This window comes from Arthrobacter gyeryongensis (assembly GCF_039543785.1).
GTDB lineage: Bacteria > Actinomycetota > Actinomycetes > Actinomycetales > Micrococcaceae > Arthrobacter > Arthrobacter gyeryongensis.
Genome location: NZ_BAABKK010000023.1, coordinates 17,962 through 40,632 on the forward strand (window position 1 = coordinate 17,962; position 22,671 = coordinate 40,632).

Below are 22,671 nucleotides of genomic sequence, written 5' to 3' on the forward strand. Positions count from 1 at the left end.
CAGGGGTGCAACGGCAGCGCTACTGCCTGCCCGTTAACCCCGAGGGCATTTGTCTTCAGTTCCGCTCGTCGCATCCTCCACTCATGTTCGTCGGAGTTGCCATCATGCCCAGTCGCGAGACGGGCCCGACGCCGTTCCGATTACAGCCGGTAGACCCGTGCGGTCATCCGGACTGGGCATGACACGGTAGCTGCGGTGTCATGCGCACCTTGATCGATAGGATCAAATGCATGGCAGATTCCCGGGACCCAGTTCTTCCCGCCGCGGATACGGCGACCTCCAGAGCGGTGTCAAGAACGAGGTCGTCCGCGGTCAGGCGCTGCGGAGCGTCACCACCCAGTTCCGTCGAGTTGCGCTGGTCCATCGGAATGACCAACCTAGAACGCTAAAAGATAGATCAGTGTGGGGGAGCGGTGCCGTGGGCCGAACGAATGATGACCTGTTTGCAGCTGAAGTCCGCAGGGAACTGGCTGCTGCTGCGCGGCGGACCCCAACATTCGACTGGGAACAGCCATGACAGCCACGGATTTAGTTAGGACCAGCCGGGACGGCGATCAGTTTCACTACTTCTGGGCTGCCCAGCGATGTTTGGAGCTCCTGCGCCCCGGCACCAACATCGTGTCCATTGCCATAGAAGGCCCTTCCAGCTTCGAGCTTGAGGGTCTCGAAGCGCCTACGGCAGGGGCCCATGTCGTGGACGTTGCAGAGTATTTGGAATCAGAAGACCTTACTGCTGGCGGCAGGGTCATATATCGACAGCTGAAGCACTCGACGGTGCAGTCGCAAGAACCGTGGACTATGTCCGGCCTCAAAAAGACACTCAAGGGTTTCGCAGCCAGATTCAAGGAGCTCCAGAAGCTCCAGCCTCCCTGCCATTCGACGGCACGATTTGAGTTCGTCTCTAACCGCAGCGTACATAGCCGAGTGCTGCAGGCGCTCCACGACGTTGCGTCGCGAAGTCAGACTCCTCAGAACCGCGACGAAGTCGCACTGCTGCGTAGGTATCTAGACCTAAATGATTCCAACTTGGAAGCAGAATTTTGTAGCGCGTTCGTCGTCGACACTGATGCTCCTTCACTCCTGCCACTGATAGCAGCGTTTGAAAAAGATGTTGCCTCATACCTGCCCGGAAGCGACCCTGAGGCCGTTCTCAAACTAAAAGAAGCCATCACGAAGCGGGCAACAACCGTTGACAAGTCCACCATCACCAGGGCTGACGTTTTCGTCGCTTTGGGCACTACTGAGGATGCATTTCTTCCCGCACCTTCCCGGCTGCTCGCTCCTGCCGCCATCATCATCAGAGCACAATACGCAGACCTGGCTCGAAAGATTTGCGATTCAAACCAACCGGTTATCGTCCATGCTTCTGGTGGGGTGGGGAAGTCAGTCTTCGCCCAGCAGCTTGACCAGCACCTTCCAGCTGGTTCAATCAAAGTCACGTACGACTGCTATGGCCTGGGTTCCTACCGCAAGCCCAGCGAGATACGCCACGAGCATCGCCAAGGGTTGGTACAGATTGCTAACGAACTGGCAACTATCGGGCTCTGTTAGCCTTTGATTCAGAGCGCCAAAGCAACTGTGGTGAGACAGATTCATCTAATGGTCCATCTGTAGTGAGTCCATCTGTAGTGAGACTGGGCAACTTTAGATGAGACAGGACAAAAAGGCCTGATGCTAAGCTGAATTGAACAATTCATATGTCCTGTCAATCTGACAAGCGGGAACCTGACTTATCGGCCTGAGTCCTATTCATTGTTGAGCGTGATGGCTAGGCGGCCCGGGGAGTGGTCTGATGTGTTCGCTACTTCACAACGTTTCGAGCATCTGCGGGCCGAGTCATCGCTGAACCCATATGTTATTGCTTCAGCCTTGTAAGTCGCCGGACCGAACCGGGTAGCCGAGTTGTTCGACGCACCGAAGAATGTCCTGCGGTGTTTCAGTCATGAAAGTCCACGGCATGCTGTCTTCGCCAAGGAAGTTCACGCGCAGCGAAGGGTCTAAAGCCCGTGGCTTGCTCACGTATACCTCCCGGACCATTGCTCGATCCATCCGCCAGGGACCGAAGAACCGCCTGAGCCACCGGAATCTCATCTGAAACTCAAGGTGAGAACTTGTCGGTGTCAGCACGACCCAAGGTCCTTGACCCCATATCTTCCCGGGAATGAATAACCCGCCGTTAAAACTCTTCGCCATGAACATGCCTCACGAACTGAGTCGCACGCTGACCCGCTCCGCGTCATCGCCGCCGCTTAGGGAAGCGTGCATTTCCCCGCGTAGCCGGCCATTGGGACTGAGGCGTCGGCCGCATGTTTGTGGATGACCTGATGGCTGTAGCCTAGGGCATTCGCGACCAGCGTTGGGGGCAGTTCCTGGACGAGGCTGCGCAGGGTGGCGTTTCTTGCCCCGCCGAGGTCTATGTCGAGGGCACGGAGCTGGCCCATCATCGCGTCGGCGTGGATGTGCTGGCCTGGCAGTGTGCCGGGGAAGAGCCATTGGCTGCCGCGGTTGCCGGTCTGTTGATTGGGCCGGTTATTGAGGTAGTCCCAGAACATCGGGGCGATCTGGGCCGGAACCAGAACAGGGATGTTGCCCAGGCCCAGGTGAAGACCCTCGGGCAAGGCCTGCAGGTCCGCGCATTTCAACGAGGCGATCTTGCCGACGGGCTGGCCAAAGAGCAGCAGGATCAGCCCCGCGACCCGGAATCCCAAGGGCGATGCCGTGGATTCGATGCAATGCCGAACGAGGGCGAGGCGTTGCTGTTGGGTGATGAGCGGCTTCGTGGCGGCGTAGCGGTGCGGTATCTCGAGCCTGCGGATTTCCTTGTTCTTGATCAGCCAGACGATGAAGGTGCGGATGGCGTATCGGGTCGACGGTCCGGCCGCTAGGTACTCGTTCACGTGGGCCTGCCTCGTAGCGGCGACGGCGAGTCCATGGTCGGCGCCGAGCCAAGCAAGGAACTTCCCGGACTCGGTGATTTCCTGTTTGGCCGAGCGGACGGCCGTGTTCAGCGACTTTCCCGGGCCGGCCATTTGGCGGAGGCGTTTGAGGTGGTGCCAGCGGGCGAACCGTTCGATGGGCGCCTGGATGTGAGGTGTTTCGGCGAGGTCATGGATGCGGACCGCCAGCCATTGTTCGAAGGCGGCGAGTTGGCGGTCCCGGTCCGGGAGCATGCCGTGATGGATGAGCATTTCCCGGAGGTATTCCACTGACCGGGACGCAGGAAGAGCGTCAAAGGACTCATGTGTGAGCGCGATGGTGCGGGTGCCGAGCCCGGTGAGGAGTTCCTTGGTGTTGGCCCCGCGCATCCAGGTGTAGACGCTCTCGGGCCTGCCCGCGCCGGCGAGCACTCCGATGAGGCGTTTGAGGCTCAGGTCCGGGGGAGTGTGGGGGTGGAGCAGTCCCTCCAGGTCGGTCCGGAGGACGCAGCGGATGCAGTGGCCGGCGCGGAATCGTTCGGTTTCGCTGCCGCAATCGTCGCAGGTCATGTTGGTGGTGATGCCCGCGCAGTCCCGGCAGATGTCGGTGCCGTCGGTGGTCCTGCCGGGGAGCAGCCTTTCTTCACCGCAGTCGGGGCAGGATCCACGGGTGCGCAGGGCGGTGGTGAAGCAGATCCCGCAGATGGCTCCGTCGGGCCAGGTCACGCGGATTTTCGCGGCCATGCGTCCGCATCGGTCGCACCGGTGGTCGCCCTGGGACCGGGGTCGGCCCCGGGTGCCGGGGTTAGTCGTCGTCAAGGATCCTGGCCCTGACGGGTTTGTAGGCGTCAGCGAACCGGACGACGTTCTCCCCGGAGGCGGCGGCCTGCTTCTGGCGTTTGGACCTGGCGTCGGCGGCGGTGAAGGTGAAGAGTTCGTTCGCTTCGACGCCGAAGATGTCGCAGAGGGCAGCCAGGAGCTGGAAGGAGATCCGTTCGGGGTTCTGGCTGACCATGCGGTAGATCTGTGATTCTGAGAGGGTGATGCCGCGTTCCCGTAGGGGTTCGACGAGTTCGCGGGTGTTGCGCATGCCGTTCCGTGCCATGAGTTCCCGGGCCCGCCACCGGTATTCGATGTCCCGTTTCATTCTCTTTCCTCCTTCGGCCTGACGGCCTTCTCGATCATGTCCTCGAGCACGCGGTTGAGCTCGCTGGTTTGGTAGTCGCTGGAGACTGATGTGTAGAGGGAGGTGGTCGAGGCGTGTTCGTGGCCGACCTGCCGCTGGACGAACGTGTGGTCGAAGCCGAAGTGCTCGAAGAGATGCGTGACGTAGGACCGGCGCAGCGAATGAATGTCCAGGCCCGGCGCGTAGCCGAGTTCATCGATATAGTCGCGGAAGCGGCGGTGCAGGTTGGACTTGGGAACCGGCAGTCCGTTGGCAGTGGGGAAGATTTCCGATACCGCCGGGGCCAGCCAGGGCAGTCCGCTCCGGATCCAGGTGTCCAAGACATCGGGAGACCAGTCAAAGACCGTCAGCACGGAGCGTCTCTTGGGCGGTGAGCCCCGCTGTGCCTTGCCGTATCGGACCTGCAGGACACCGAACTCGCCGAACTGCGGGGCCCGGCGGTTCCGGGAAAAGTCCACGGTCTGCAGGTGCGTGACCTCGTTGGCCCGCAGACCCCACGCGTAGGCGGTTTTGAACACTGTGGCGTCCCGGTAGGCGGCGACCGCGCCCTTACGCCCGGAGGCCAGGACCCGTTCGACCTCGAGGTCGGCCAGGTCGAAGAAGCCCTGAAGCTCGGCCCGGGCGAACGGCCGTTTGGTGGGTGCCTGTTCGTTGTTCTGGGCGTGCCGGGCCCGGTTGAATTCGGTGATGATCTGGGCGGGGGAGCGGCCGAACCCCTGAACGCAGACCCGGTCCCACTCATAGACCGGATCGGTCAGGAAGTCGCAGAACACCTTCAGATGGGTCTGGTAGGCCCGGATGGTGGCGAACGCCAGATTCAGGATCGAGCGCTCATGGGCGAAGAACTCATCGGCGTCACCGACGGTCCAGTCCCACGGAAAATGCCCGGTGTGATCCACGAACCGTCGGACCAGGCTCTCACGCCCACGGATCGTGCCGGCCGTGAAGTTCCGTGCCAGCTGCTGCTGTTTCCAGCCAGTGAGCATGTCCTCGAACACCGCGTCCGCGGAAAAGGCTCCCTGACGCAGCGGAAGCCTGATCAGCCGGCCCTCCAAGGGGTCCACCATGCCTCCGATGCGTCTGCAAATAATGCTCTCAGAATGCATAAAATGCGAATCCGTGTCAAGGAAACCTTGGAAATCAGCGGAATTATCTGGCTGCACGGTACTCCGAACCTGTTGACCTTTACATGCCCGGGCTGTTGCCCAGCGCGCCGCCGGGCGGCCACGAATCCCTGTAACGGCGCGGACTTCGACCTCCAGGCAGCCGAAACCGGGGAGTGCGTATCAGCGGGTCCTAATCTGCAGATTCTGCAATTGGATCACTTCAACTTTACATAATGTAGATTATCGGCGTTCTCATTCCGGATGTCAGTTTTCGCATTCAACGTGTGAGCCTACGGATTTTGCGAGATTCTCACTCAACTTGTCGGCGCGATTTGCGGGATCCAGGAGACATTTGCAGCCGCGCGGGCAACGGCCTGCAGCGATGGCGATAACTGTTGGAGGGCTCCGCGATCGACTCTCTTCTCGTGGCCGGCCCATACGGAACTGACAGCTTCAGTGAGTCAAAATTCGCTGGAATTGTCTCATCCAACCTGTCAGTTCCCAGGTCAGCACTGACAGATTGGATGAGAACGGACAACTCCCGTCTTGCGCTTGTCGCTAGCGCGTGACGACAGGCCTTTACTCCCGGCCCATGAATACCCGCGCATGCCAGTTAGGGTGGCTAAAAGTCAGGCTAGTTGATGGCCTGATATCAGGCTATAATTCCCAGCATGAGAACCGTACCGCTCAGCGAAGCCAAGGACAAGCTGTCCGCCCTCGTGGAGGAAGCAGACACGACGCACGAGATCATCCAGATCACCCGGCATGGGCACCCGTCAGCGGTGCTGATGTCCGCCGATGACCTGGAATCCCTGCAGGAGACCATTCATTGGCTCTCACAGCCGGGCATCCGCGAAGACCTGGATCAGGCCCGGCGCGACATCGTCGAGGGCAACACGACCAGCGGCGCAGACCTTCGCCGTGAATTCGGGCTGCCGCCGCGGTGACCGACGCAGAATCCACTGGTTCCGCCCGATGGAACGTTGAGGTCACGAGCCCGGCACTGAAGGGTTTCCGGCGACTGCCGGAGAAAGCAGCAACCGCGATCATCGAATTCGTCACCGGCGCACTTGCCGACAATCCCCACCGGCTCAGCAAACCCCTCACGAACGAACTCCTCGGACTCCGCACCGCACGGCGCGGCGACTACAGGGTACTGTTCACCCTCGACACCGAAGAGCACATCCTGTACGTCCACCGCATCGAACACCGGTCCGACGTCTACAAGCCGCGTTAGCCGATACTCGTCGAGGAAAGATGCGTTGGGCGGTCTCCCCCCAGCTCAGCCCGAAGAAGCGTCCGTCATCCTTCGCGCGCCGAAGAGAGTGGCCGAAGCAGGAATCCATGTGACCTTGGTCGGCCAGCGGTGCGGGCAGCTGACGAGACGAACGAGCGCGTTCAAGCAGATCGCGAGCGGACCCCGGCTGAGCAAGCCTCTCATGAAAGAACTCCACACCGCAGGGCGCGGCGACTACCGCGTGCTGTTCACCCTGGATATCGAAGCGCGCGTCCTCCGTCCGCCGCATCGAACACCGCTCCGACGTCTGCAGCCCCCCGCTAGGTCAAGGCTCGGAACTCCGGTTCCTTGGGAGTTGCATTGGGTGCGACATTCCCGATAACCGAAGACTCGGGCGTTCCCAAAGGCGCACCGCCGGGAGCTGGCATAGCCGGGATCGTCGATGCCAGTCAACATGCAGCCGGCCGTCCCCATGCGCGTGAAAGCTGCGTCAGTGTCTTCGACGCAGTTCTTGCGAAACAGGCCATCCGTCACTCTCTGAACGAAAATGCCAGCATGGAACGGACGGCCGAGGTGACGCGTCACCATGGCCGTGAGGTGATGGCGTCAGCTGGTCACCGGACATTGGGAAAAGCCTTCGCACCTTAGCCATCAAACTCACAAAACTCATAGATACTCACATCGCCAGGTGTAAGCTGGCAGCGGGCAAACTCACAAGATACACAACGACTCACGGGAGCGCCGATGGACAACCCTTTCCGCCCTTCGGCCGGTGCTACTCCCCCGGAAATACTCGGGCGCAATGGCGTGCTGGACGAATTTGAGTACGGACTGCGTCTGGGTTCCGGGGCCCCGGGACTGTTGACTATTTTCACGGGAGCACGCGGCATCGGCAAGACCGTCATGATCGGCGCAGCCCATGATCTTGCCCGCGAACAGGGCTGGGCAGTCATTTCCGAGACAGCGACCGAAGGCTTTATGGGGCGCATCGGGGAATCCATGCGGCAACTTGCTGAGGAGCTTGGCACGGGCCCGCAGACCCGCCGAATTACCGCCATTGCCGCTGCTGGATTCAGCATTACCACCCAGCTTCCGCCCGAACGGCAGGTCGCCTGGCGGACCCTCGGAGAAGGTCTTTTGCGACTTCTGGATGAGCGCAAGTCAGGTCTAATCATCACCGTTGACGAGATCCATGCGGCGGACCGCAATGAATTGGCGCAGCTAGCCGCCAGCGTGCAGCATTTCATCCAGGACCGGCTCCCCATTGGTCTGGTCTTCGCCGGCCTGCCGGCCGCGGTCTCTGATCTCCTCAACGAAGGCGTGGCGACCTTCCTCCGCCGGGCGGACAAAATCGACCTCCATGCCGCAGCGGTCATGGAAGTTGAGAATTCCTACGCCGCGACCTTCGCCAGAGCGGAGATCGGACTGTCACCCGACTCGGTCCGCCGGGCGGCCGAGGCCACGGGAGGCTACCCCTTCCTGATCCAACTCGTCGGATACTTCCTATGGCGTGAAGCCGAGAACAATGGCGGCACACTCACCGAAATCGAAGTCGGGCATGCGATTGACGCGGCACAGCGCCGTCATGCCCGGACCGTGATTGAGGCAGCTTTGGCCACGGCCTCCCCGAAGGACGTGGACTTCCTGCTCGCTATGGCCGAAGACAATGGACCCTCCACTGCGGCAGACATTGGGCACCGCCTTGGAGCAAGGACCAACCTTGTCGCGAACTACCGAGCGAGGCTCTTAGCCGCGGGTCTTATCGAATCAAGTGGCCACGGGAAGGTCGACTTCGCCATCCCCGGCCTACGCCAACACCTTCGTGCACAAGCAAGAACCTGACGACGCTGCAACACTGGCCGGACAACGACTCGTCACTGCGGCCAGAACGTAGCCGCAGTCCAAGACACGGCCGGTGACAACAAGCGCAAGAATCGACCGCCACGCCGGGATTCTTGCGGTCTCGGGCTTCAAAGTGCCCTCGATGCAGAAGAATTCCATCATCCTGCCCCACCGGGTCAAGAACCCTGACCGCCATGCCGACTACCGGAAACACCAGCCCGATGTCCTTGGAAATATGAAAGAGGTCCGCGCAAAGCCAGCGATTCAACTGTCAAACTTCTGACAGTTGAAGGCTCTGAAAAATGTCTCCCTCAAAAACTGACAGTCGAGAACTACACCCTTCTCTCGGATTGCGATTTGTCCGGCTCTCTACAAACAGGACCACCCGAAGCGTGGTCATCGCGTGTATGGGCGCGGTTGAAGAGAAAGGGACATAAGTGACTCAAGGAAGATTCGAACGAGACGCGGGCAACCCGCCGGGACAGGCAAAGGGCTGGTCGGCGTTCGTCAAGACCGGTGCCTTGGCAGCCGCCGGCGCCCTGGCCCTCTCCGCTATCGGGACCGGTGGCATCCTGGCGGCGCCTGCGGCGCACGCCGCAACTGACCTGCCGGGCATGCACCGATCGGGCATCACCGTCCAGGCTCCGCCGCCCCGGGCGTTTGGAGATTGGTCGATGTGGCTGGGATCCCTGAACCTGAACGGTGCCGCCGGGGATCCCACGGCTTTCTGTTTCGACGTCGGGATCCCGGCCGGGCCCGCCGGATCCGGGGCGGTGGGTTCCCTGGGAAACCCGCAGCTTAATTACGCGATCCAGAAGTACCAGGGTGACCCTGCTAACCACGCCGCCTTGGCGTACTTGGCGCACGAGCTCGCAGATCCGAGGTTCAACGTGCCGTGGAACGGCAACGGGGCTCCCTACCCTAACCTCCGGGACTCATCAGATCCGCAACTGCCCGGTGTCCGCGCCCAGGCGGCGGCGATGCTCGCCGACGCCCAAGCCAATTCGGGTCCGTATTCCACGCAACCTAAGCTCTCGATGGACGCGAACGGTCGCGGCGGCACGGTCACCTCGACGGAACTGGTTTCCGCGGCCGGGAACAAGCTGGGCGGGTTCTCGGCCCGCGCCATCCTGAACGGCCCCGCCGTGTGGGCAGGAACGAACTCCCAGGCAGTCAACCTCCATACCGGAGATCCGCTCGGCTTCGCGGCTACCGGAAACGGAACGGTGTCCGTGACGCTGACGATCGACGCACCCGGGTCGTCGGCTACCACGTATTCGGTGCCCGGCTTCCAGAACCTTCTCGTTGCCGGCGGGGCTCAACCCGTCGCGGGAACGTCAGCCGACGCCAAGGTGATCTTCGATTTCCAACCCGAAGCGGCCTCGACCGCGGCCCGGTTTGTGGAGGGCGGCCAGCCCCTGGTGGACGTCCTGCACGTGAACACGTCCACGGGAAACACCAATGACTGGGCTTTCGTGAACGGCGGCAACGTGCCGGCCCGCTTCGACATCGACTGGTATTACAGCCCGGTCAGACTCGCCCCGACCGCCCAGATTCCGGCTGCAGTCGTGAAGGTTGCCTCCGGAACCGGCACCGCAACGGGACCGGGTGACGTGAAGGTGACCGCTGACAAAAACGCGGACAGGGCCGGCTATTACTACCCTGTGGCCCGCTTCTCAAAGGGGGCCCAGCCCGCCGAGCTACAGCAGTACTTCCGTGCTGACTGGACCGCTGGCTTCAATGATCCTCATGAGGAGACCATCCAGAAGTACCAGCCGGCGGTGGTGACCAAGGCATCGGCCATTGAAAACGGCAAGATCTTCGACATCATCACCGTGACCGGCAACGAGCCCGGCAAGGAACTCTCCGTGACCACGGATCTGGTTCTGACCTCCGCCGCCCCGGTTGCCGGCGGGACCGACACCGTTCCTGCTGATGCCGACGTCATCGGTACCGTCACCACGAAGGTCGCCGGGAACGGCGAATTCAAGACCGCGGCCGTCGAGGTTCCATGGGAGAAAATCGTCGCCGAGAAATGGTCCAAAGGCCTGAATGCCAATCTGTACTTCTCCGAGAAGGTCGACGGTACCGAGTCCACCAAGGCGTGGGACGGCAAGGAACTGCTGCCCAACGAAACCGTCCCGGTCAAGAAACCTTCGATCATCACCAAAGCCTCCGAGAACGGCACCGTGCCGCTCGTGGCCCACGACATCGGAATAGTCTCGGGCACCATCCCTTCCGGTACGGGCATCAAAGTCACCACCAAAGTGAACCAGTACAAGTTTGACGACTCGACCGACGGCTCCGCCCAGGCCGTCTGCGCCAACCCGTCCTGGTCCTCCCCGGACAAGGACGTCACCGGTGCGGGTGAAATCACCTACCCGAGCCACACCATCGCCCACAAGGGCACCTACGGATACGTCGAGGAACTTAAGCTGACGATCGATAAGGGCGAGGGCAAGGCACCCTTCACCGCGCAGTTGCATAAGGGCAACTGCGGCGAGAAGAACGAAACTGTCATCGCCTTCCCCGAAGCCGTCACCGTAACGCCCCACAAGCCGGCCCTGATGGTCAACACCGGATTCGCGCCCACCACCGGCACCGCACGGGAAGCCGGGCCAAACATGCCGCTGCTGATCGCGGGCGGCACCGCCTTCGCACTGGCTCTCCTCGGAGGAGCAGGGCTGTTGTACCGCAAACGCTTCGACAACCGCGGAGTTGAAACGGACAACGTCCCAGCGGACGAACATGCTGACTAGAAGCACCCAGCTGTCAGATTGACGCGGGGCACCCGGATCCAGCCACCCATGCTGATGACCGGGTGCCCCGCCCCACACCCAAGGAAAATACAAATGATCAAAACCCGCAGCTATCCCCGCGCCCGGTGGAATAACGTTGCACTGACCACGGTCGTCACCTGTAGCGTGGCCGGAGCCACCGCAAGCGTCTTGGCCTTCACCTCACCACCCGCTCCCCCAGCGGCTCCGCAGGCACCTGTGCTGGCGCCGTTTACAGCCGCAGGACCGGACACGTTCACCGGCCCGGCCGCGATCCGCAACCTTCCACCTAACACGCTTTCCATCCCGGGCGTGGACCTCAAAGTAGGGCTCGTGGACCAAGGCCGTGACGGTTCCGGCTACCTGGTGGTCCCGGATGCCTCCAAAGCTGCCCGCTACAGAGGGTCGGCGGCTGTGTGTGCCGCGAAGGGATCGACCCTGCTGGCCGGGCACGTGAACTTCCCGGATGGGTCGCTCGCGCCGATGGCTTCCCTCGTCCTGGTAACCAAGGGCATGCCCCTCTACGTATCCGACAACGCCGGCGCTACCTGCAGATACAAGATCATCGGTTTGGAATCATTGGGCAAAACGTCCCTGCCGGCAGACACCTTTGCCACCGAGGGCCCACACCTACTTCGGGTCGTCACCTGTGATCTTGCCAGTCCCTTCGTGACGATTGCCGGGCATGCCCAGTTCGCCAACAACACCGTGGCCACCGCAATCCCCTGGCCATGACTCCGCACGCCGGACCAGAGCGGGTTTGGCTCCGTCAGGCAGGGATGTCCTCTCGCGAATGCATTCCAAGTGACGCGTAGCTCCCGGTTCGGGCGTTCTTGGGTCTCGCCTTGCTCCATACCAGCGAAGCCAACGCCTCCTGGACCCCGGGCAGGGAAAGAGCGTTGGCAGGGGAAATTCCTTGGAGACGGCCCCAGAGATATCCGCGTTCGCTGCACACGAAGTCCACGAGCGCCCTCTTGTGCCCCTTGGGCACGCAGCTCAACGCCCTGTTCGTTTCCAAACGGGAGAGCGCGGTTTCCGGCTCTGATCTGAAGCAGGTCTCCTCCATATGCCTGGATGCTCGATGTTCGATCACCTGCAGACCCTGCTCTGCGACGTCGCGATCCCAGCCAGCCCTGATCAACAACGTCTTTAGTTCATCCCAGAGAGGCGATGAACCGGCGGGCATTGGCGAAATGGCCAACGGAAGCTGAGGCCATTCGCACTCATGGCCGTACACCGACACCAGCGGCGCCCCCTCCCCCAGGGCGTGGTTCTTCTTCACGTCTGCCCACACGCCATCCCGCACATCTCGCTCTGAGAGCCAGTGGCGTTGGCTGACCGTCCAGGTTCGCAGCCCGTTGCGGACAACCGTCAGCAGCCACGCGCAAGACGGGACGTCCACGGGAATCCCCCGGTCGCAAAGAACTTCCGTGGCATAGAACAGTGCATCTTCGGGGGCAATCGAGGAGAACTCGTGCTGGAAACGGGACAATAGCGCCGGAAGAAACGAACCGAACAGCAGCCGGGCCGATGGACCGTTCCGGCCTTCCCGCTGCCATCTTGCTACGAGGTCCCGCAGGAGGGCGTCGCGTTCGGCCGACGTCGACAACCGCCCATCGGTTCCGGGACTCACGCGGCGACACCCCACTGCCTCGCAACATCGCTCATCAGTTCCGCCGCCGCGTGGAACTGGGCGGCCAGCCGGCGTCGTCGTGCGGGATGTGCCTCGGGCAACCGCTGGATGACAAGCTCGGAGGTTCCCATACTCCGGATGGAATCCATCAACTCCCGCAGCTGGAGTTCCGCCAGCACAGCCGCGTCGGAAGGACCGTGATCCACGCCCAAGGCGCCGACGTCAGCCAAAAACCCCTCCACATCGAAGATTCCCCGGTTGGAATCAGAGTTGGAATCAGAGTTGGAATCCGAGTGAACCAGTTCGCCCGCGATCACATTCTTTGGTACTGCGGGTGCAATGCGGCGCATTTTGCCGTCCAGTGACAATCTCACGGATGGCAGCGTTCCACCCTCCGCAACGCCCTTTGCGAGGAGGGTCTTCACGGTCTCGTGGGATACGCCCAGGACCGGGGCGATGGCACGAAGCGACAAATTTCCGGCGGCCAACTCCATGGCGACACTCACCCGGGCGCTGCCTCCCAGGTTCGGAAGGACCAGCCGCTCAGCCTCCACCAACTCAGCCCACGTATTCAGGCCAAAGGCCTTCCACGCCCTCGCTTGGTACAGCTCCAAAGCAAGCTTCACGACCTGGTCGAGCAACCGGTCGACCACGCCCACTTGGCGGTCCAGCTCAGCCAAACGCAGGCGCAACCGCTTCACTTTGACAAGCGCACCCCCGACATCCAGATCCCCCTGCATACCTGCGCACCTCCCCAAATGCACTAAGGACTGCCCAGTTGCCGTCCAGCCGCTCGGCGAACTCGGCAAAACGGACAAATGGGCTGCTATTAGAACTAGTGGCCCGTCGCTTCAATTTGTGTCGCAGAAGCTTTGGAAGCCCTGAATGCGATTGAGTCCGCGGACCCCCGGGAAACAGCCGGGACTCCTCAAAACGTCCACATTTCCACACTCTGCCATTGTCAACGGCATCTTCGTCGCCAACAATGAAGCATGCCGGTCTACGTGAGGTCTCTGGAAACTGCCGTACCGCCCACAGTGCTTGTGCAACCACAGGCGCGCGACGTTTTTGCATCCCAACCCGGGCTGACACGGCTCGGATCCAGGCTCGTGCGAACATGCTTTGACTCAGCAGCGATCGATACCCGATTCACCGCCGTCGCCGAATTGTCCCTGGACAACCACTCCGAGAATCCCTCGTTCTTCGACCCCGCCACCGGCCGTGTACTTAGCCCCAGCACCAAAGTCCGCAACGAAATATTTGCCGTCGAAGCTACCAAATTGTTCATTGAGGCCGCCAAAGCCGCCGTCGGGAAATGTCCCGATATCGATTTACTTGACATAACCCACGTCATTACTGTTTCCTGCACTGGATTTTTCAATCCCGGCCCCGACTACAAAGTAGTCCGGGCCCTCGGACTCAGCCCCGCCGTGCAGCGCTATCACCTTGGCTTCATGGGGTGCTATGCCGCGTTCCCCGCACTCCGTGCGGCCCGGCAGTTTTGCCAGGCCGATCCCTCTGCGGTGGTCCTGGTTATCTGCGTAGAGCTTTGCTCACTCCATGTCCGGACCTCGAATGATCCGGACACCATCATGGGATCGGCGATCTTTGCGGACGGCGCGGCGGCCGCCGTCGTGACGTCCCGTGAACCTGAGGGGCCGGACCCGGTGATCAGGCTGGATCACTTCGAAACTGTCCTGACGCCGGTCGGCGAAGAAGCGATGGCCTGGAACATTGGCGACGAAGGCTTCGAAATGGTCCTCGGCACGTACGTGCCGCACATCATCGAGGAACACATCACCGGCGCGCTCGAGCCGCTGCTTGCCCGGGACCCGTCCCTGGCGGGACTCCCCTACCGGGACATTACGCATTGGGCCATCCATCCCGGCGGCCGCAGCATCCTCGACAAAGTCGAGTCGAAACTTGAACTCACCGAAGAGCAAATGCTTCCCGCGCGCGAAGTCCTCCGCGACTACGGCAACATGAGCAGTGCCACCGTTCTCTTCGTCTTGAAGCACATCCTCGGACAAACTCCGGCAGAGCGGGAGGAACGCATCTGTTCCATGGCATTCGGGCCCGGCCTCACGGTGGAGACTGGACTATTCACCCGGGTCTCCCCGGCTCTGTGATACCGGCTCTGTGATGCCTGCCCTCCGCCGCCCAGGCGGCTTTCTCGGTGCACGGGACGTGACCGCAATTGAAGACATGGACCGGCCCGATTGCGAGCTTGACAGGCTCAACCGGAGTTACGCGCGGTTTCCGATCGTCAACGCTGTGGTGTCCGGCTGGCGGGACACCTACAGCTCACGGATCAAGCCATTGCTCACGACGGCGGCCCCCACCACGGTCCTTGACATCGGCTGCGGCGGTGGAGACGTCGCCCGCGGCCTCGCGCGCAGGGCCGCGGCAGACGGCTACCGCCTGGAAGTTACCGGAATCGACCCGGACGAACGCGCCTTCCTGTTCGCGAACTCTGCCCCGCCCGTGGAAGGCGTCAACTACAGAAAGGCCCTCAGCTCAGAGCTCGTGTCAGAGGGGCGCACGTTCGACGTCGTTATTTCCAACCATGTCCTGCACCACTTGACTACCTCGGAACTCGCCTCGTTCCTCCACGACTCCGAACAGCTTTGCGGCCGGATCGCCCTGCACAACGACCTCAAGCGCAGCCGCGTGGCGTACGCACTTTTCTGGGCCGCATCCTGGCCACTTGGCATTGGATCCTATATCCACGGTGACGGCCTCACATCCATCAGACGGAGCTACACCGCAGCGGAACTCCGTACCGCCACTCCCCCGGCGTGGACGGTAGAACCGAGCGGCTTATGGCACAACCTGCTGGTCTACCGGCCCGGAGAGGTCCCCGATGTTTGACGTCGTGGTGGTTGGAGCCGGACCTGTCGGGCTATTCATGGCAGCCCTGCTGCTGCAAGACGGACACCGCGTCGCAGTTCTGGAACGGCGCGCGACGTCGAGCCGCCAGACCCGTGCCATCGGAATCCATCCTCCCGCCCTCGCAGCTTTGGACGCAGTAGGCGCCGCGCATCCGCTGGTCTCTTCAGGTGTCCGGATCACCCACGGCGCCGCGTACAGCGGCGGCAGGAAAGTTGCCGACATGGACTTTGCCCGCCCCTCGTCCGAGTACCCCTTCATCCTCTCCGTTCCGCAATATCTCACCACAAACGCCCTTGAGTCCAGGGTGATCGACCTCGATCCGAACGCGCTCCACCGCGGCGTGCAGGTCGAGGAAGTTGTCGACGACGGCGGGCGCTTGCGTCTGCGGGGACAGCAAGAGGGGGCTCCGATGGAGTTTCTGGGCCGCTTCGTCGTGGCTGCCGACGGCGTCCATTCAGCAGTGCGCGCAGGACTGGGACTGGAGCCTCGCTTGCGCACCTATCCCGACTACTACGTCATGGGTGATTTCCGGGATGAATCGGTGTACGGCAACAACGCGGTCCTTTTCCTTGAACCGGGCGGAATCGTGGAGTCCTTTCCCTTGCCGGGAGGCATCCGCCGTTGGGTTGTCCGGCTTGGTGCCCCGTGCCAGGAACCCACTCCCCACGCGCTCGCCGCCCTCATCAAAAAGCGGACCGGCAGCGCGGTGGACTCCGCAAGCAATACGATGATCAGTGCCTTCGGCGTCACCTCGAGGCTGGTCTCCCGGATGGTCCATGGACGGGTCGCCCTGATTGGAGACGCCGCCCACGAGATCAGCCCGATCGGTGGTCAAGGCATGAACCTGGGCTGGTTGGACGCCGTCGCCCTCGCGCCGATTGTCGGCGAAGCGTTGCGAACATCGGTGGGAGGCCCTGCCGGCAAAGAACTCGCGGGCTTCGAGCGCGACCGGCAGCGCGCGGCGAAGAAAGCCATCTGGCAGGCCAGCCTGAACATGGCGCTGGGCCGACCCTTGCCGCCTAAGGTCCTCAGCGCAAGGAACGCGTTGATCGGCCGGGCAATCACCTTGCCGATGTTCTCGGAGCTTGTTGCCCGGAGATTCACGATGCACTGACACTAAGCTCAATCCATGGACTTTGAGACCCGCCCCCTGACTTCCGGCCCGGACACGACGTTTACTGCCTCGGAAATCCGCAGCGCAGTTCTGGACTTACTCGGTCTCGATGGGCTCCCGCCCATCGTGCAGGTCGGCCATCCCGTGCTGCGCCAGCGGGCCGCTCCCTATGACGGCCAGCTTGGGGACACCGAATTGGCGCAGCTGATCGAGCGGATGCGGGATGTCATGCATGCCGCTCCCGGTGTGGGGCTCGCAGCGCCGCAGCTCGGCATCCCCTTGCAGTTGGCTGTGCTCGAAGACCATTTCGATGTTGATCCTGTTGCCTCGGAGCTACGGCAAAGGACGCCTCTGGGCTTCTTCGCGATACTGAATCCCCGCTACGAGCCCGAGGGGACATCCACGGCGTCGTTCTATGAGGGCTGCCTGTCGATGCGCGGATTCCAGGCCGTGGTCACAAGGCACCGCGACGTTCGCCTGCACTACCAGCGTCCGGACGGCAGTGCGGCCTCGGCCGCATTCTCCGGATGGCAGGCCCGGATAGTCCAGCACGAGACCGACCACCTGCACGGCGGACTCTATTTGGACCGCGCCGAGCTCCGGTCGTTGGCAAACGATGCAGAATATTCGGCCCATTGGGCGTACCCCGGAATCGAGGAGGCAAGCCGCGGGTTGGGCTTCCTCAGGCGGTAGCTGAACCGTCTTCGCGCGGCGGGTTCACTGCGGAAGGCAGGTGCTTTGCCCACCATGCGAGGATCTGCCCGAAGCGCTGTCGCCTGTGGTGTGGCGTGCCCGACCGCGATAGTTCGTGGTCTTCACCGGGGAAGAGGAGCAACGCCGTCTCCACGCCCTGCGCCTTGAGCGCGGCAAAGTAGCGCTGGCCCTGTTCAACCGGGCATCGGAGATCGTTTTCGCTGTGGATCACCAGGGTGGGCGTGCGGACTGCAGTCACCACGGCCATGGGGCTTTGGGCCGCCATCTGCTCGGGCGAGCCGCCCGTGTATTGACCGCCGAAGAACCATCCGATATCCGAGGAACCCGTAAAGCTCACAGGGTCAAGGAATCCGCGCTCCACAATTGCTGCCTTGAAGCGGTGTTCGTGGCCGATAACCCAGGCAGTCAGATACCCGCCGTAGGACCCGCCCATGATGCCGATCGATTCCCTGTCCATCGCCGGGAAGGCTTCCAGTGCCCCCTCCAGAAAGGTGAGCACATCCGACATGTCCACAGTGCCCATCTTTTCCTTGATGGCGCCGCCGTGCGCCTGACCGTACCCGGCGGAACCACGCGGGTTGCACATCAGCACGGCGTATCCCGCCTCGGCGTACACCTGGGCTTCGTCAAAGAAGGCCCCCGTGTACTGGGCGAAAGGGCCGCCGTGGATCGTGAGCAGCACGGGGTGGGGGCCGGGCCCCTCCGGCAGGACCGCCCAGCCATGGACCGGATAGCCATCACGGCCGGTGGCAGTGAACTCATGCGGTTCAAAGACGGTTGTTTCGTCCCGGAGCGCCTTGGTGAAATCGGTGAGGACCCGGAGTCCACCCTTCTCCAGAACGCCGAGCTCACCATTTCTGAAGGCGTCACCGTAAGAGACAGACACCAGCTCGCCCACCGCGGAAGCGCCAATCACTACCAGGGGCTCCTTGACGAGGACCTCGCTCTCGCCGTCGGCCGTCCATTGGATCAGCTGCACGCTTCCACGGCTCGTGTTGAGTGCGAGCACCCCATCGATTCCAAAAGCTTCGAGGCGGCCGCCGATGTCCTGGTTTTCGACGTCGCTCAGCATCGTTGCCTTGCCGCCCCGGACCGGCATGACGTACAGGGCAGTATTCCTCGCGACGAAGTCCAGGCCGTCGTCGCCGAGGTCCTGTGCCGTAAAGAACAGCCATTCACCGTTCGCGGATTCGCAGGCTTCCTGGACGGACTGCGGCGCAGCGCCTGGACGCAGCGCTGTCGCCTCGCCGCCCGCGGCGGGGACGCTATAGATACCCGAGGCGATATCGGCGTCGTGCCCTTCATGGAGCGAGGCGACAAAGTAGACGCTCTCGCCGTTGCGGCTGAAGGACGGCGAAGTGTGGTCGGCTTCGCCGAACGTCAACTGCACCGCAGGCGGCAACTGTGCCGCCGCCTCCGCCCCGCGGGCTTTGGCGGCCCTCCCCACAGGAACCACAGCAGGTTCCGCTCCGAGCTCGGGGACGTCGACGACGAAGAGTTGGGCGGGTTTGTCCGCGGTGTAGCCCAGTCCATTGAGCCTGTATTGGTTGTCGGTGATCAACCGTGCGTCTTCGCTGCCTGCCCCGACCCCGTCAACCGTTCCGTAACGGCCTTCTTCGGGAACCCGTGAGGAAAACACAATCCTGCGCGCATCGGGCGCCCAGGAAAACTCCGAGACTCCCAACTTCTGTTCCGTGATCGCTTGCGGCTCCCCGCCGTCGGCCTCGACCACATGCAGTTGCGGCTTGCCGTCCGGCGTCGCCCGGAGGAATGCCAACGCGCGGCCGTCGGGCGAAAACGCGGGTGCGGTGTCCCGGAAGCCACGGGTGATCCGACGGGGCGGTATCGCGGGGTCAAAGGGAACACTCCAAAGTTGCCCGACGTACGCATCGGCGTCGAAGTCGGGCCGCGTCACCGACACGACGGCGCGGGTGCCGTCGGGATGGGCGGCGGGGGCGGAGACGGAATTCAGCAGCGGGAGTTGTTCGGCTTTCACGCTGGTGAGCCTAGCGGCCGTCATGGCATGACGATATGTGCCACTCCGGCCGCCGTAGGATTGTCCGTATGCTTTCCGACGCCGTCCCTGCCCTGCGCTGCCCGGTATGCCAGGGTCCGTTCGGCCTGAGCGGGCCAGCGCCGTTTTCGTTGCGTTGCGTCGCCGGCCACAGTTTCGACGCCGCCAAACAGGGCTACTTCAACCTGCTCAGCGGCAAGGGCACGGTCTTCGAGGCCGACACGGCAGAGATGGTCGCAGCCCGCAACGACTTCCTGGGCGCGGGCCATTACGCTGCGCTCGCTGAGGCGATCGCGGAGCTGGTGTCACCGGTACTGTCGGCGGCGGGATCCCTCATCCTGGATTCAGGGACCGGCACCGGCCACTACCTGCGCACAGTGCTGGACCGCACTCCTACAGCGGCAATCGGCATCGACATCTCGAAGTTCGCCCTCCGCCGCGCAGCACGGTTGAATCCCGGCGCCATCAATCTCGTGTGGGACATCTGGCGTCCCCTGCCGATCGCCGACCATGCCGTAGATGCCATCATCGTGGTCTTCGCACCGCGGAATCCCCCGGAATTTGCCCGGGTGCTGCGTCCCGGCGGCCGGGTGATCGTGGTGACTCCGCGCAATGGACACCTTGGGGAGATTGCCGAACGGACCGGAATGCTTGGCATTGAACCGGGTAAAGACGAGCGTCTTGCGGAGTCCATGCAGGAGTTCTTCGCCCTCGCGGACACCATTCAACTCGACGTGGACCTCAAGCTGGACGGCCGGGACCTCGCCGATGTCGCCTTCATGGGACCGGCAGGCCACCACCTTGAACGTCCCGCCCTCGTGGCGTCGACGGCCACGGAAACGTCCGTCCACGCCACTGCGAAGTTCACCCTCAGCGTTTTCACAGCCCCGGAGGACGGATCCTAACGGGAACCTTCGCGCCGGGCTAGGATGGAAAAACAGCGACTGTGATCTTGCCGACGCTGCAGTCCGGATCAGGCCGGCTGCTGCCGCAGGTCCGGAAACAGGGGGAACGATGTTTGAATGGCTTGGCAGCAACTGGTGGGCCCTCTGGCTCACGGTGTTTCTGGCTTTCGCCGTAGTGGAGATGCTGACGCTCAGCTTCTTCTTCATCATGCTCGGGGCCGGCGCGCTGGCTGCCCTCGTCGCTGACTTTGCCGGAGCCGATCTCTGGTTGCAGATCGTCGTCTTTTGCATCGTGTCCCTGCTGATGATCGCGTTCGTCCGCCCTATCGCACTCAAGCATTTGCACAAGGGGCCCGCCGAGCAACGTACCAATGTGGATCGCCTGATCGGCCAATCAGCGCTCGTCATGGAGCCGGTCACCGCGACCGCCGGACTGGTCAAGATCGGCGGCGACGTGTGGAGCGCCCGCAGCGCGGCTGGAATCATCGACGCCGGCCAGACCGTGCAGGTCACCAGGATCGACGGCGCGACGGCGGTAGTCGCCTCCACAGCGGAAGACAGCCCGCACTGAGCAGTGTCCCGCCATGGCACAAGCCGCTGCGTTCGACGACGAGCGATCGGCCCGTTACCGCACTTAACCGCATCAAAAACGTAACTGGGGAATGAAGGAGATGTATGGACAGCTTGGGAGGAACTGCAGCCGCGATCGTGCTGCTAGTTCTCGTCATATTCGTGATTATCGTTTTGGTCCGCTCGATCAGGATCATCCCGCAAGCGCGCGCCGGCGTCGTAGAACGCCTCGGTAAGTACCAGCGCACGCTCAACCCCGGGCTCACCATCCTGATCCCGTTTGTCGACCGCCTGCTGCCGCTGTTGGATCTTCGCGAACAAGTGGTTTCCTTCCCGCCCCAGCCGGTGATCACCGAGGACAACCTGGTTGTCTCGATCGACACCGTGGTCTACTTCCAGGTCACGGATCCCCGGGCCGCGACCTACGAGATCGCCAACTACATCCAGGCTGTTGAACAGCTCACCACCACGACGCTCCGCAACGTCGTGGGCGGCTTGAATCTTGAAGAAGCGCTCACCTCCCGCGACCAGATCAACGGCCAGCTCCGGGGGGTCCTCGACGAAGCCACCGGACGCTGGGGAATCCGCGTTTCGCGGGTCGAACTCAAGGCGATCGACCCGCCGCACTCCATCCAGGACTCAATGGAGAAGCAGATGCGGGCCGAGCGTGACCGTCGTGCTGCGATTCTGACCGCCGAAGGAACCAAGCAATCGCAGATCCTGACGGCCGAGGGGCAACGGCAAGCTGCAATCCTGGCGGCAGAGGGTGACGCCAAGGCGGCCATCCTCCGCGCCGATGGCGAAGCCCAGGCCATTCAGAAGGTCTTCGACGCCATCCACAAGGGCAACCCGGACCAAAAGCTTCTGGCCTACCAGTACCTTCAGATCCTGCCGAAGATTGCGGAGGGATCATCCAACAAGCTGTGGATCATCCCCAGCGAGGTAGGTGAAGCCCTCAAAGGCATCGGCGGTGCGCTGGGTGGCGCCAACGGCGGATCAGGCGTCGCCGACCTGTTCAGCGATTCCACACAAGAACCGTCGGCGTAACCGCGGATAGTTTGCAGGGGGACCGGCCAAATTCCCTGGCCGGTCCCCTTCGCGTTGTCCTGTCAGCTTCGATCCGCGTACTATGGTGTATTTGTCCGGCCGGTTCAATCCGAACGGAACATTAACGCTTGGTCAGGCGTTTCATCTAGTGATGCAACGTGTGCAGACAGTAGTCCGGGCGGCGCCTTGCGGCGCCCGGCTAGCGCGGAGCATGGTTCCGCGAACAGACAGAGGGAGTAATCATGAGCGATCGCAGCCTGCGGGGCATGCGTCTTGGCGCCCAGAGCATGGAAACCGAATCCGGTGTGGAGCCGGCGCCGCGTCAGCGGGTTGAATACCGCTGCGCGGACGGAGAGCAGGTCTTCGTTACCTTCTCCTCCGAAGCCGAGATCCCTCCCGTCTGGGTTTCCAAGACCGGCAAGGAAGCGCTCCTGGTTGATGGCGAACGCCCCGTTGACACCAACGAAAAGGCCGTCCGCACCCACTGGGATATGCTGCTGGAACGCCGCAGCCTTCCCGAGCTCGAGCAGATCCTCGAAGACCGCCTGAACATCCTGCGCGAACGTCGCGGGGAGCGCCGCTCGGCATAGCGGCACCGTACTCAAGGGAACATTTTCACGACGAAGGCCGGGTCCGCACTCTTCACAGAGCGTGAACTGCTCCCCGAAAGTTGGACTGAGAATTCAGTTCTGACTTACGGGGAGCAGTTCATGTTAAAG

At 62.5% G+C, this 22,671-nt stretch carries 21 protein-coding genes; 15 read left to right on the plus strand and 6 right to left on the minus strand.

Annotated elements, in window-relative coordinates; all coding sequences use genetic code 11:
• Window positions 1-513 precede the first annotated feature (513 nt).
• Entirely contained in the window at window positions 514-1,551 is a 1,038-nt protein-coding gene (locus tag ABEA18_RS15660; protein ID WP_345450535.1) for a hypothetical protein, read from the plus strand.
• A 698-nt stretch (window positions 1,552-2,249) separates the two neighbouring features.
• On the opposite strand, the gene ABEA18_RS15665 is transcribed toward ABEA18_RS15660, so the two are convergent.
• The 3 genes from ABEA18_RS15665 to ABEA18_RS15675 all read right to left on the minus strand — a co-directional run bounded on the left by ABEA18_RS15665 (window position 2,250) and on the right by ABEA18_RS15675 (window position 5,207).
• Window positions 2,250-3,659, minus strand: a complete 1,410-nt coding sequence (locus ABEA18_RS15665) for a site-specific recombinase (protein WP_345450537.1) — start codon at window positions 3,657-3,659, stop codon at window positions 2,250-2,252.
• A 61-nt stretch (window positions 3,660-3,720) separates the two neighbouring features.
• Window positions 3,721-4,062 (minus strand): helix-turn-helix domain-containing protein, encoded by a 342-nt coding sequence (locus ABEA18_RS15670; RefSeq protein ID WP_345450539.1) that lies wholly within the window; start codon window positions 4,060-4,062, stop codon window positions 3,721-3,723.
• Window positions 4,059-5,207, minus strand: coding sequence for a tyrosine-type recombinase/integrase (locus ABEA18_RS15675; RefSeq protein ID WP_345450541.1), 1,149 nt, complete (start codon window positions 5,205-5,207; stop codon window positions 4,059-4,061). Before ABEA18_RS15675 ends, ABEA18_RS15670 begins: the two co-directional genes overlap by 4 nt.
• A 671-nt stretch (window positions 5,208-5,878) precedes the next feature.
• Between ABEA18_RS15675 and ABEA18_RS15680 the strand changes: the two genes are divergently transcribed.
• The 6 genes from ABEA18_RS15680 (at window position 5,879) to ABEA18_RS15705 (ending at window position 11,798) form a co-directional block, all read left to right on the plus strand.
• The gene (locus ABEA18_RS15680; RefSeq protein WP_345450542.1) at window positions 5,879-6,154 is read left to right on the plus strand and encodes a type II toxin-antitoxin system Phd/YefM family antitoxin; all 276 of its coding nucleotides are present in this window, start codon (window positions 5,879-5,881) and stop codon (window positions 6,152-6,154) included.
• Complete coding sequence (locus ABEA18_RS15685; RefSeq protein ID WP_345450544.1) at window positions 6,151-6,444, plus strand: type II toxin-antitoxin system RelE family toxin; 294 nt, start codon at window positions 6,151-6,153, stop codon at window positions 6,442-6,444. Before ABEA18_RS15680 ends, ABEA18_RS15685 begins: the two co-directional genes overlap by 4 nt.
• 744 nt (window positions 6,445-7,188) lie before the next feature.
• The gene (locus tag ABEA18_RS15690; protein WP_345450546.1) at window positions 7,189-8,286 is read left to right on the plus strand and encodes an ATP-binding protein; all 1,098 of its coding nucleotides are present in this window, start codon (window positions 7,189-7,191) and stop codon (window positions 8,284-8,286) included.
• 73 nt (window positions 8,287-8,359) lie between these two features.
• The gene (locus ABEA18_RS15695; RefSeq protein WP_345450548.1) at window positions 8,360-8,569 is read left to right on the plus strand and encodes a hypothetical protein; all 210 of its coding nucleotides are present in this window, start codon (window positions 8,360-8,362) and stop codon (window positions 8,567-8,569) included.
• Between the two features lie 154 nt (window positions 8,570-8,723).
• Window positions 8,724-11,045: a hypothetical protein gene (locus ABEA18_RS15700; protein WP_345450550.1), complete on the plus strand. Its 2,322-nt coding sequence runs from the start codon at window positions 8,724-8,726 to the stop codon at window positions 11,043-11,045.
• A 93-nt stretch (window positions 11,046-11,138) separates the two neighbouring features.
• Window positions 11,139-11,798, plus strand: a complete 660-nt coding sequence (locus ABEA18_RS15705; protein ID WP_345450551.1) for a class F sortase — start codon at window positions 11,139-11,141, stop codon at window positions 11,796-11,798.
• A gap of 34 nt (window positions 11,799-11,832) precedes the next feature.
• Here the strand turns inward: ABEA18_RS15705 and ABEA18_RS15710 are convergent, their stop codons facing one another.
• Together ABEA18_RS15710 and ABEA18_RS15715 are read right to left on the minus strand one after the other, a co-directional pair.
• Window positions 11,833-12,696 carry a hypothetical protein gene (locus ABEA18_RS15710; RefSeq protein WP_345450553.1) on the minus strand — a complete coding sequence of 288 codons (864 nt, stop codon included), beginning with the start codon at window positions 12,694-12,696 and terminating at the stop codon, window positions 11,833-11,835.
• Complete coding sequence (locus ABEA18_RS15715) at window positions 12,693-13,436, minus strand: hypothetical protein (protein ID WP_345450555.1); 744 nt, start codon at window positions 13,434-13,436, stop codon at window positions 12,693-12,695. The genes ABEA18_RS15710 and ABEA18_RS15715 overlap by 4 nt, the downstream gene beginning before the upstream one ends.
• Window positions 13,437-13,688: 252 nt before the next feature.
• Here ABEA18_RS15715 and ABEA18_RS15720 point away from each other — a divergent pair, with 252 nt between their 5' ends.
• Genes ABEA18_RS15720 through ABEA18_RS15735 form a run of 4 tightly spaced genes read left to right on the plus strand, consistent with a single transcriptional unit; the run spans window position 13,689 to window position 17,395 of the window.
• The gene (locus ABEA18_RS15720) at window positions 13,689-14,825 is read left to right on the plus strand and encodes a type III polyketide synthase (protein WP_345450557.1); all 1,137 of its coding nucleotides are present in this window, start codon (window positions 13,689-13,691) and stop codon (window positions 14,823-14,825) included.
• Window positions 14,826-14,838: 13 nt separating this feature from the next.
• Window positions 14,839-15,567 (plus strand): class I SAM-dependent methyltransferase, encoded by a 729-nt coding sequence (locus ABEA18_RS15725; protein WP_345450559.1) that lies wholly within the window; start codon window positions 14,839-14,841, stop codon window positions 15,565-15,567.
• On the plus strand, window positions 15,560-16,702 hold the full coding sequence (locus ABEA18_RS15730; RefSeq protein ID WP_345450561.1) for an FAD-dependent oxidoreductase: 1,143 nt from the start codon (window positions 15,560-15,562) through the stop codon (window positions 16,700-16,702). The genes ABEA18_RS15725 and ABEA18_RS15730 overlap by 8 nt, the downstream gene beginning before the upstream one ends.
• 15 nt (window positions 16,703-16,717) lie before the next feature.
• Window positions 16,718-17,395, plus strand: coding sequence for a peptide deformylase (locus ABEA18_RS15735; protein WP_345450563.1), 678 nt, complete (start codon window positions 16,718-16,720; stop codon window positions 17,393-17,395).
• On the opposite strand, the gene ABEA18_RS15740 is transcribed toward ABEA18_RS15735, so the two are convergent.
• On the minus strand, window positions 17,385-19,436 hold the full coding sequence (locus ABEA18_RS15740) for a S9 family peptidase (RefSeq protein ID WP_345450564.1): 2,052 nt from the start codon (window positions 19,434-19,436) through the stop codon (window positions 17,385-17,387). The two genes, ABEA18_RS15735 and ABEA18_RS15740, sit on opposite strands and share 11 nt — an antisense overlap.
• A gap of 44 nt (window positions 19,437-19,480) precedes the next feature.
• Between ABEA18_RS15740 and ABEA18_RS15745 the strand changes: the two genes are divergently transcribed.
• The 4 genes from ABEA18_RS15745 to ABEA18_RS15760 all read left to right on the plus strand — a co-directional run bounded on the left by ABEA18_RS15745 (window position 19,481) and on the right by ABEA18_RS15760 (window position 22,542).
• Window positions 19,481-20,335 carry a methyltransferase domain-containing protein gene (locus ABEA18_RS15745; RefSeq protein ID WP_345450566.1) on the plus strand — a complete coding sequence of 285 codons (855 nt, stop codon included), beginning with the start codon at window positions 19,481-19,483 and terminating at the stop codon, window positions 20,333-20,335.
• Between the two features lie 109 nt (window positions 20,336-20,444).
• Complete coding sequence (locus tag ABEA18_RS15750; RefSeq protein WP_345450568.1) at window positions 20,445-20,906, plus strand: NfeD family protein; 462 nt, start codon at window positions 20,445-20,447, stop codon at window positions 20,904-20,906.
• 104 nt (window positions 20,907-21,010) lie between these two features.
• Window positions 21,011-21,952 (plus strand): SPFH domain-containing protein, encoded by a 942-nt coding sequence (locus ABEA18_RS15755; protein WP_345450570.1) that lies wholly within the window; start codon window positions 21,011-21,013, stop codon window positions 21,950-21,952.
• Between the two features lie 242 nt (window positions 21,953-22,194).
• The gene (locus ABEA18_RS15760) at window positions 22,195-22,542 is read left to right on the plus strand and encodes an RNA polymerase-binding protein RbpA (protein ID WP_059389983.1); all 348 of its coding nucleotides are present in this window, start codon (window positions 22,195-22,197) and stop codon (window positions 22,540-22,542) included.
• Window positions 22,543-22,671: the final 129 nt, after the last annotated feature.

Bases quoted from the DNA above. Each gene is read 5' to 3' on its own strand.
- ABEA18_RS15740 (WP_345450564.1), bottom strand. From the start codon at position 19,436: ATGACGGCCGCTAGGCTCACCAGCGTGAAAGCCGAACAACTCCCGCTG.
- ABEA18_RS15660 (WP_345450535.1), top strand. From the start codon at position 514: ATGACAGCCACGGATTTAGTTAGGACCAGCCGGGACGGCGATCAGTTT.
- ABEA18_RS15750 (WP_345450568.1), top strand. From the start codon at position 20,445: ATGTTTGAATGGCTTGGCAGCAACTGGTGGGCCCTCTGGCTCACGGTG.
- ABEA18_RS15670 (WP_345450539.1), bottom strand. From the start codon at position 4,062: ATGAAACGGGACATCGAATACCGGTGGCGGGCCCGGGAACTCATGGCA.
- ABEA18_RS15690 (WP_345450546.1), top strand. From the start codon at position 7,189: ATGGACAACCCTTTCCGCCCTTCGGCCGGTGCTACTCCCCCGGAAATA.
- ABEA18_RS15745 (WP_345450566.1), top strand. From the start codon at position 19,481: ATGCTTTCCGACGCCGTCCCTGCCCTGCGCTGCCCGGTATGCCAGGGT.
- ABEA18_RS15675 (WP_345450541.1), bottom strand. From the start codon at position 5,207: ATGCATTCTGAGAGCATTATTTGCAGACGCATCGGAGGCATGGTGGAC.
- ABEA18_RS15705 (WP_345450551.1), top strand. From the start codon at position 11,139: ATGATCAAAACCCGCAGCTATCCCCGCGCCCGGTGGAATAACGTTGCA.
- ABEA18_RS15680 (WP_345450542.1), top strand. From the start codon at position 5,879: ATGAGAACCGTACCGCTCAGCGAAGCCAAGGACAAGCTGTCCGCCCTC.
- ABEA18_RS15720 (WP_345450557.1), top strand. From the start codon at position 13,689: ATGCCGGTCTACGTGAGGTCTCTGGAAACTGCCGTACCGCCCACAGTG.
- ABEA18_RS15760 (WP_059389983.1), top strand. From the start codon at position 22,195: ATGAGCGATCGCAGCCTGCGGGGCATGCGTCTTGGCGCCCAGAGCATG.
- ABEA18_RS15725 (WP_345450559.1), top strand. From the start codon at position 14,839: ATGCCTGCCCTCCGCCGCCCAGGCGGCTTTCTCGGTGCACGGGACGTG.
- ABEA18_RS15665 (WP_345450537.1), bottom strand. From the start codon at position 3,659: ATGGCCGCGAAAATCCGCGTGACCTGGCCCGACGGAGCCATCTGCGGG.
- ABEA18_RS15730 (WP_345450561.1), top strand. From the start codon at position 15,560: ATGTTTGACGTCGTGGTGGTTGGAGCCGGACCTGTCGGGCTATTCATG.
- ABEA18_RS15755 (WP_345450570.1), top strand. From the start codon at position 21,011: ATGGACAGCTTGGGAGGAACTGCAGCCGCGATCGTGCTGCTAGTTCTC.
- ABEA18_RS15715 (WP_345450555.1), bottom strand. From the start codon at position 13,436: ATGCAGGGGGATCTGGATGTCGGGGGTGCGCTTGTCAAAGTGAAGCGG.
- ABEA18_RS15735 (WP_345450563.1), top strand. From the start codon at position 16,718: ATGGACTTTGAGACCCGCCCCCTGACTTCCGGCCCGGACACGACGTTT.